The 7,734-nt window shown below is 71.3% G+C and carries 4 protein-coding genes; 1 reads left to right on the top strand and 3 read right to left on the bottom strand.

Going from position 1 to position 7,734, the window contains the following annotated elements; genetic code table 11:
* Together NAG42_RS31285 and NAG42_RS31280 are read right to left on the bottom strand one after the other, a co-directional pair.
* Window positions 1–757, bottom strand: a 757-nt coding sequence (locus NAG42_RS31285) for a carbohydrate ABC transporter permease (protein ID WP_250035494.1), incomplete at its 3' end; no start/stop codon positions are given.
* Window positions 754–2,097: an extracellular solute-binding protein gene (locus NAG42_RS31280; RefSeq protein ID WP_250035493.1), complete on the bottom strand. Its 1,344-nt coding sequence runs from the start codon at window positions 2,095–2,097 to the stop codon at window positions 754–756. The genes NAG42_RS31285 and NAG42_RS31280, both read right to left, overlap by 4 nt.
* A gap of 320 nt (window positions 2,098–2,417) precedes the next feature.
* Here NAG42_RS31280 and NAG42_RS31275 point away from each other — a divergent pair, with 320 nt between their 5' ends.
* On the top strand, window positions 2,418–4,769 hold the full coding sequence (locus NAG42_RS31275) for a glycoside hydrolase family 3 N-terminal domain-containing protein (RefSeq protein ID WP_250035492.1): 2,352 nt from the start codon (window positions 2,418–2,420) through the stop codon (window positions 4,767–4,769).
* Here the strand turns inward: NAG42_RS31275 and NAG42_RS31270 are convergent.
* A complete protein-coding gene (locus tag NAG42_RS31270; RefSeq protein ID WP_250035491.1) occupies window positions 4,766–7,552 on the bottom strand; it encodes a helix-turn-helix transcriptional regulator in 2,787 nt (928 codons plus the stop codon). The genes NAG42_RS31275 and NAG42_RS31270 overlap by 4 nt on opposite strands.
* Between the last annotated feature and the right edge of the window lie 182 nt (window positions 7,553–7,734).

The raw sequence follows: 7,734 nt of genomic DNA, 5'->3' as shown, positions 1-7,734 counted from the left end.
CGTCACCGGGGCCACCGGCGGTCAGCACGTAGATCAGGTCGAAGAACGTCAGCGAGCCGACCACCATCAGCGTCGACGAGGTGATGATCGTGTATTTCAGCTGCGGCAGCGTGATGCTCCAGAACTGCTTCCACCGGCCGGCCCCGTCGATCTGCGCCGCCTCGTACATCGACGTCGGGATCTGCCGCACCGCACCCTGATAGATCAGCGAGTGGAACGGGATGAACTGCCACGACACGATGAAGATCAGCACGCCCATGGCCAGCGTCGAGTTACCGAGCCAGTCCTGATTGAGCCACGAGACGCCCAGGCCGGTGCCCAGACCGAAGTTCGGGTCGAGCAGCGACTTGTAGGTGATCGCGATGGCCGCCGAGGACAGCAGCAGGGGGATGAAGAACAGGACGGCCAGGAACTCGCGGTAACGCTTGCGCGTCGAGATGAAAACCCCGAGCAGAATCGACATGGGCGTCTGCACGGCCCACGACAACGCCATGATCAGGAAGGTCACCCAGAGGGCGTGCGGCAGCCCCGGGTCCGAGAGTGTGGCTTTCCAGCTGGTCAGGCCGGACGGCTGAATCGTGCCGAGACCGTTCCAGGTGGTGAAGCTGAGCGCGAGCACACCGAACAGCGGGACGACACCGAAGGCGACGAACCAGATGAACGCCGGCAGTGCCATCCAGAGGACGGGACCGCTCCGCCCGCCGCTGTATTTGGTGGGCTCCTTCGTCCGTACGACGGGCGGAGCGATCGTCGTCACTTGCCGATGACCCCGTTCATGCTGTCGACCCACTGCTGCGGGCTGACCTGCAGCTGGAACAGCTTGGCGATGTTGTCCAGCAGCGTCTCGGCCGCCGTCGGGCTCAGCGCCTGGTCCCACGACTGCGCGAACACCTTGGCCCCGTTGGCGATACCGGCCATGTCCTTGAGGAACTGGGCGTCACCACCGGTGAACAGGCTCTCGCTGCCCTTGAGCACCGGGACACCACCGGACTTGACCCAGCCCGCCTTCTCCTCGTCGTCGACCAGGGTCGTCGAGAAGAACTTCTTCGCGATGTCCTTGGCCTCGGTCGTGGCCTTGGCCGAGATCGACAGGTACTGACCCGGGTTGCCGACCGTGTTGCTGGGGTCGCCCTTGCCACCCTCGACGGCCGGGAAGTTCATCCAGCCCAGGCCGCCGTCCTTGACGAAGTTGCCGCCCTGGGCGGTCTGGATGCCGTACGACCAGGAGCCGTGCAGCATCATCGCGGCCTTACCGGTGTAGAGCAGCGCCTGGTCGGCGTTCGAGTCGGCCGTGGTCGACGAGAAGCCCTTCTGGAAACCGTTGGCCTTCACCAGGTCCTGGATCTTGGTCAGCATGTCCAGGACGGCCGGGTCGCTCCAGGCATCCTTCTCGCCGGCGAAGACGCGGTCGAAGACCTCGGAGCCGGCGGTGCGGTCGAGCAGGAACTCGAGCCACATCATGTTCGTCCAGCGGGACTGACCGGCCAGCGAGAACGGCGCGATCTTCTGCGCGTTGAACTGCGGCACCAGGGCCATGATCTCGCCCCACGACTTCGGCGGCTGGACGCCGACCTTGTCGAAGACCTTCTTGTTGTAGAACAGGACGATCGGCTGCACGGTCTCGATCGGCATCGCGTAGATCTTGCCGTTGACGGTGGCCGCGCCGAACGAGGAGGGCAGGATCTTGTCCTTGACCGCCGCGTTCTGGCCGAACCAGTCGGTCAGGTCCTCGACCAGGTTGGAACCGACGTACTCCTTGAGGCCGCCACCGCCCCAGCCCCAGATCATCGTCGGGCCCTGGTTCGCGCCGATCGAGGTCTTGATCTTCTGCTTGTAGGCGTCGTTCTGGAAGAAGTTCGTGGTGATCTTGGAGTCCGGGTTCGCCTTGTTCCACCGCTCGATCGCGGCCTTGCGAACCGGCTCGCCGGGCGGGCCGCTGAGCGACCAGTAGCTCGCCGTGCCGCCACCGCCGCCGTTGCTGGTGCCGCCGCCGCTTTCGCTCGGGCCGTCACTGCCACAGGCGGCGAGCGCCGCGGCGCCGGCCGCGCCCGCGGCGAGGCCGAGGACGTTGCGCCGGGAAATCGGGTTATTGGTCACGCTGATCTCCGAACTCGAAGTGCCGCCTCGGTGGCGGCGAGAGGATCGCCGTGGTGCTGGTATGCCTCCGAGCGCGTCATCCGCGTCACAGAGGCTGCAACTTTCGCTCGACAACCGCAAATTAACACGAGGTTTCGTTAACGTAGGGTTTCGCGGTGATCATGTCAAGGGTCTTGCTGTGGTCGCGCTCCCACCGCAAGAGTGGACGCCATCGCCACCTGCGCACAAGGCCCTGCTTAAGATCATCCAGCACCGAAAGAAAGCCCTGTGCAAACACTGAAAGTTTCGGAACATTTGAGGCACGACTGAGGAGCTCCGCCGTGACTACACATCCGGCACACAAGCCATGGCAGGACTCGGCGCTACCCGTTGCCGAGCGTGTCGACGCCCTGCTCGCCGAGATGACCCTCGAGGAGAAGGTAGGCCAGCTGGGCAGCCGCTGGGTCGGAAACGACATGCAGGACGAGGAACAGGTCGACCCTGAGGAAACCCTCAACGTCGCGCCCATGCAGGACGTTTTCGCCGCATCGGGCACCATACCCCTCGATGAGGCCAGCCGGCACGGCCTCGGTCACCTCACGCGTGTCTATGGAAGCTATCCGCTCACCCCCTCTCAGGGTGCCGCCGAGGTGGTCCGTCAGCAGCACATCGTCCTCGCCAACTCGCGCTTGAGCATTCCCGCGATCGTCCACGAGGAGTGCCTGACCGGCTTCACCACCTTCGGCGCCACGGTCTATCCGGCCGCGATCGCCTGGGGCGCCACCTTCGACCCCGGGCTGGTCGAGCGGATGGCCGCCGCGATCGGCCGCGACATGGCCGCGGTCGGTGTCCACCAGGGCCTGTCCCCCGTGCTCGACGTCGTGCGCGACTACCGCTGGGGCCGGGTCGAGGAGACCATCGGCGAGGACCCCTACCTGGTCGCCCTGCTCGGTGCGGGCTACGTGCGCGGTCTGCAGAGCGCGGGCGTGATCGCCACCCTCAAGCACTTCGCCGGATATTCGGCCTCGCGCGGCGCCCGCAACCACGGCCCGGTGCCGATGGGCCGCCGCGAGCTGCTCGACGTCATCCTGCCCACCTTCGAGACGGCGATCCGCGAGGCCGGCGCGGGCTCGGTGATGAACTCCTACTCGGACATCGACGGCCTGCCCGCGGTGGCCGACCCGTGGCTGTTCACCGAGGTGCTGCGCGACCGCTGGGGCTTCACCGGCACGGTCGTCTCCGACTACTGGGCCGTGCCGTTCCTGGCCAGCACCCACCACGTGGCCACCGACATGGTCGACGCGGGCGTCCAGTCGCTGACCGCCGGCATCGACGTCGAACTGCCGGACACGCTGGGCTTCGGCACCGACCTGATCGGGCGGGTGCCCGAGGAGCTGATCGACCGGGCGGTCCGCCGCCTGCTGACCCAGAAGGTCGAGCTCGGCCTGCTGGACGCCGACTGGACGCCCGAGAAGTCGGTCGTCGCGGCCGACCGGACGGATCTCGACTCGGCATCGAACCGGGCGCTCGCCCGGGAACTGGCCGAGAGCTCGATCATCCTGCTCGACGCCGGCTCGGCGCTGCCGCTCTCCCCGGACCTGACCAGGGTCGCGGTGATCGGCCCGGCGGCGGCCGACCCGCGGACGTTCATGGGCTGCTACGCCTTCCCCAACCACGTGCTGCCGCGCTACCCCGACGCCGGGCTCGGCATCGAGGTGCCGACCGCGGTCGAGGCGCTGGGGTCTGCACTTAAGGGCAGCGAAATCGTGTACGAACAGGGCTGTGCCGTGATCGGCGACGACAAGTCGGGCTTCGCGGCCGCCGTCGAGGCCGCGCGCGGGGCCGACCTGACCGTCGTGATGGTCGGTGACCTCGCGGGCCTGTTCGGGCACGGGACGTCGGGTGAGGGCTGCGACGCGGAGGACCTGACGCTGCCGGGCGTGCAGGCCGAGCTGATCGAGGAGCTGCTCGCCACGGACAAGCCGGTGGTCGTGGTCGTGGTGTCGGGCCGGCCGTACGCGTTGGGGGCGTTCGCCGATCGGGCGGCCGGCCTGGTGCAGGCGTTCATGCCCGGCGAGGAGGGCGGCGCGGCGATCGCGGGCGTGCTCACCGGCCGGGTCAACCCGGGGGCCAAGCTGCCCGTGCAGATCCCGCGGCACGCGGGTGGCCAGCCCGGGACCTACCTGCAGCCGGCGCTGGGGGCCGAGAACACCGGGGTCAGCAACCTCGACCCGACGCCGCTGTTCCCGTTCGGGCACGGCCGCTCGTACACCTCGTTCGAGGTCGACGACCTGCGGATCAGCGCCGAGTCGGTGCCGACCGACGGCGAGTTCACGGTGACCGTACGGGTGCGCAACACCGGCTCCCGGCCGGGCGACGAGGTCGTCCAGCTTTATCTGAAGGACCTGGTCGCCCAGGTGACGCGGCCGGTGAAGCAGCTGACCGGCTTCGCCCGGGTGCCGCTGGAGGCGGGCGAGGCCAAGGACGTGACGTTCACGGTGCACGCCGACCGCACCGCGTTCACCGGCCGCGACTACTCGCGCGTCGTGGAGCCGGGCGAGCTCGACGTGCTGGTCGGCACGTCGGCGTCCGACCTGCCCTGCGCGGGCCGGGTCACGCTGACCGGCGACCTGCGCGTGGTCGCCGACCGCGACCGCCGCCTGGTCACCCCGGTGACGGTCGAGAAGGTCTAACCGGCCAGGAGCCGGGCCAGCTCGGTCCGGCTCCGGACGCCGAGGCGGGCGAAGACGTTGCGCAGGTGATGGTCGATCGTGCGCGGGCTCAGGTGCAGCTGCTGGGCCACCTCGCGGTTGGTCGCGCCCTCGGCGACCAGGCCGGCGATCCGTTCCTGCTGGGCGGTGAGGGGAGCACGGCCGACCGGGCCGATCCGCTCCCCCGCCGCGCGCAGTTCCCGGGACGCCTGCTCGGCCCAGGGAAGGGCGTCGAGCCGGTGGAAGGTCGCCACGGCCCAGCGCAGGTGGTCGCGGGCCTCGGCCGGCCGGCGACGGCGGCGCAGATGCCGCCCGTACAGAAGCTCGGTGTGGGCCCGCACGAACCCGGAGTCGCCCGCGCTCGCGTGCCAGCGCAGCGCCTCGCGGAAGTGGTCGTCGGCGCCCTCGGCGCCGGTCAGCGCACGGCACCGGCTGCGCAGCGCCAGCCAGCCCGGCTGACCCGTGCGCCCGGCCCAGCGCTCGAAGTCCTCCCCGCCCCGCCCGGTCGTCTCGACCAGGTGTGGGGCGATCGCGACCCGCAGGGCCATGGAGCCGCCGCCGCGCGCGATGCGACCGAGCCGTTCGGCCGCCGCCCCGGGCTGACCGGCGACCAGATCGAGCAGCGCCTCGGCCCAGTCGCCGAGGGCGCGCACCCCGCCGGTCGCGTGCCCGGCGGTGGCCGCGGCCATCCGCGCCCGGCCGTTGACGCTGTCGCCGACAAACGCGGCCAGCAGGCCGAGCAGGGCCAGGTGCGCGTCGGCCAGTTCGGGCAGTCCCGCTCCCCGGGCGACCGCCACCCCGTCGAGGGCGGCCTCGGTGGCCAGGTCGTAGTTCCCGGCGGCCAGTTCGGCGAAGGCGGCCACTTCCAGGGCCTCGGGGATCAAAGGCACAATTCCCGCCGTACGGGCCAGGGCCGCCCCCTTGCGCGCCAGCCGCGCCGCCTGGTCATCGCGCCCGAGCAGAATGCCGGTACTGGCCGCCCGCACCAGCGCCCCGGGGTGGGTGGAGTGCTCGGCCAGCCGCAGCACCTCACCCAGATGCCCGAACGCGGCGTCGTCCTGCCCGGTCATCAGGTCGGCCAGCCCGACCATCTGGTGCACCGCCATCTCGGTGGCCGGGGACCCGTCCCGCAGCCGGCCGGCGAGCCGGTGCGCGAGCATCGGATAACGCGACGGCTCACCGGTGCGGCCGCACGCCTCGCTCGCCAGCAGCATCGCGTCCAGCGCCCCGGCCGGGTCGGCGGTCATCAGTTCGGCGGCCACCTCGAGCAACACGTCCCGCGACTCGGCGGGCGCCCGCCGCACCCGCATCTCGGCGATCAGCCCCCGGGCCCGGGCCCGTACGGCGGTGCTGCCCCGCACCTGCGAAGCGCGCCGCAGGAGGGGCCGGGCATCCCGTGGCCGCCCGGCTGCCATGGCCGACCGGGCCGCCGCGAGCAACGCCCGGCTCACCACCGCCGGGTCCCCGCTCAGGTCGGCGGCGTGCCGCTGCGCCGCGAACGCCTGGCCGGCCGGCGCACCCTCGGCTGCCTCGAGCAGCTCCCGGGCGAGAGACTCATCGACGCCGGGCGCGACGGCGGCGCGGTGGAGCAACGCCCGCAGCCGCAGACCGCGCCGGGCCAGCACCCGGGCCAGCGCCCGATGAGCGGCGTGCCGCTGCGCGATCGGCGCCTCGGCACAGACCACCGTCCGCAGCACCGCGGGCGCGAACCGCACCCCCGCCGCTGAGACCTCGACCAGCCCGGCGTTCTCGGCCGGCCCGAACGCCGCCAGCCCAGCGTTCCCAGCCGCGGTGAAGGCCGCCGGCCCGGCCCGCCCGACCGACGGGGTCCCGGCGAAAACGGCCGGGGTCTCAACGAAAACGGCCGGGGTTTCGGCGAAAACGGCCGCGGCCTCCGCGAGCTCACCGGCGGTGGCGCCTGGATCGGATGCGGCGAGCAGGAGCAGCAAGCGGGTCGGGCCAGGCAGGAGTGCGAGCGCGGCGCGGCCCCGGACCCGGACCGTGCTGTCCGCCGGCAGGGCGGTGGGAGGCGGGACGAAGCCGCGCCGCTGTTCCGGGGTGAGAGCCGCCGCGAGGTCGGCCAGGGCGCCGGGATGGCCCGCCGCGAGGTCGAGCAGACCCGCCGCGGCGTCCGGGATCAGGTCGGGCACCAGGCGGATCAGGAGCTCCTGGGCGGCCTCGTCGTCGAGCGCGGGCAGACGTCGTACCGGAAGATCGGCCGACGCCGCCTGCCCGCGCGCGTCCACGCCGACGGTGGCCAGGATGACGACCGGCACGTGATCGAGACGGCGGGCGGCGAGCCGGATCTGCTGCCAGGACGCGGCGTCGAGCAGGTCGGCGTCGTCCACCAGGCAGAGCACCGGTCTCCGTCCGGCCGCCAGGCGCAGCAGGGCGAGCGTGCCCAGACCGGCGCCGAGCGGACCGGCGGCGGGTTCGTGCCCGGCGATGATCTCCGCCGGCGCCCCGGCCCACTCGGGCGGCAGATCGGGCACCAGGTGGGCCAGCGGCTCGATCAGGCGCTGCAGTCCGGCGTAGGGAAACCCGGTCTCGTCGGCGTACCCGCGGGTTTCCAGCACCGTCCAGCCGGAGGCGGTGCCCATCGCGCCGGCGGCCCGGAGCAGCGTGCTCCGCCCTTCCCCCGGCCCGGCGGCCAGGACGAGCGCGCCACCGGCGCCGGCCGTCATCAGCGCGCGGACCATGACCAGCTCGGCGTCACGGCCGGGCGGCGCCGGAGTAACTTCGTGCACTCTCGGTGCAACAAGCATGTCGCGAGTGTGGCGATCCAGGCCCCGGTGCGGAAGACATCGACGACCACTTTTCGTTTGATGAAATTTCCACCGTGTTAACAGGCTGTTGCCCACCGTCGTCCCCGAAGGCTGGTGGTTTCGCCGATGCGCACTCGCCGAAACCGCACAAACACTGACCGCCATCAATTCCCTATCCCCCG

It is taken from the genome of Paractinoplanes maris (assembly GCF_023544465.1).
GTDB lineage: Bacteria > Actinomycetota > Actinomycetes > Mycobacteriales > Micromonosporaceae > Actinoplanes > Actinoplanes maris.
This window is presented reverse-complemented; position numbering and strand designations above follow the sequence as displayed.

Coding starts and splice junctions, on each gene's coding strand:
- NAG42_RS31270 (WP_250035491.1), bottom strand. CDS start 7,552: ATGCTTGTTGCACCGAGAGTGCACGAAGTTACTCCGGCGCCGCCCGGC.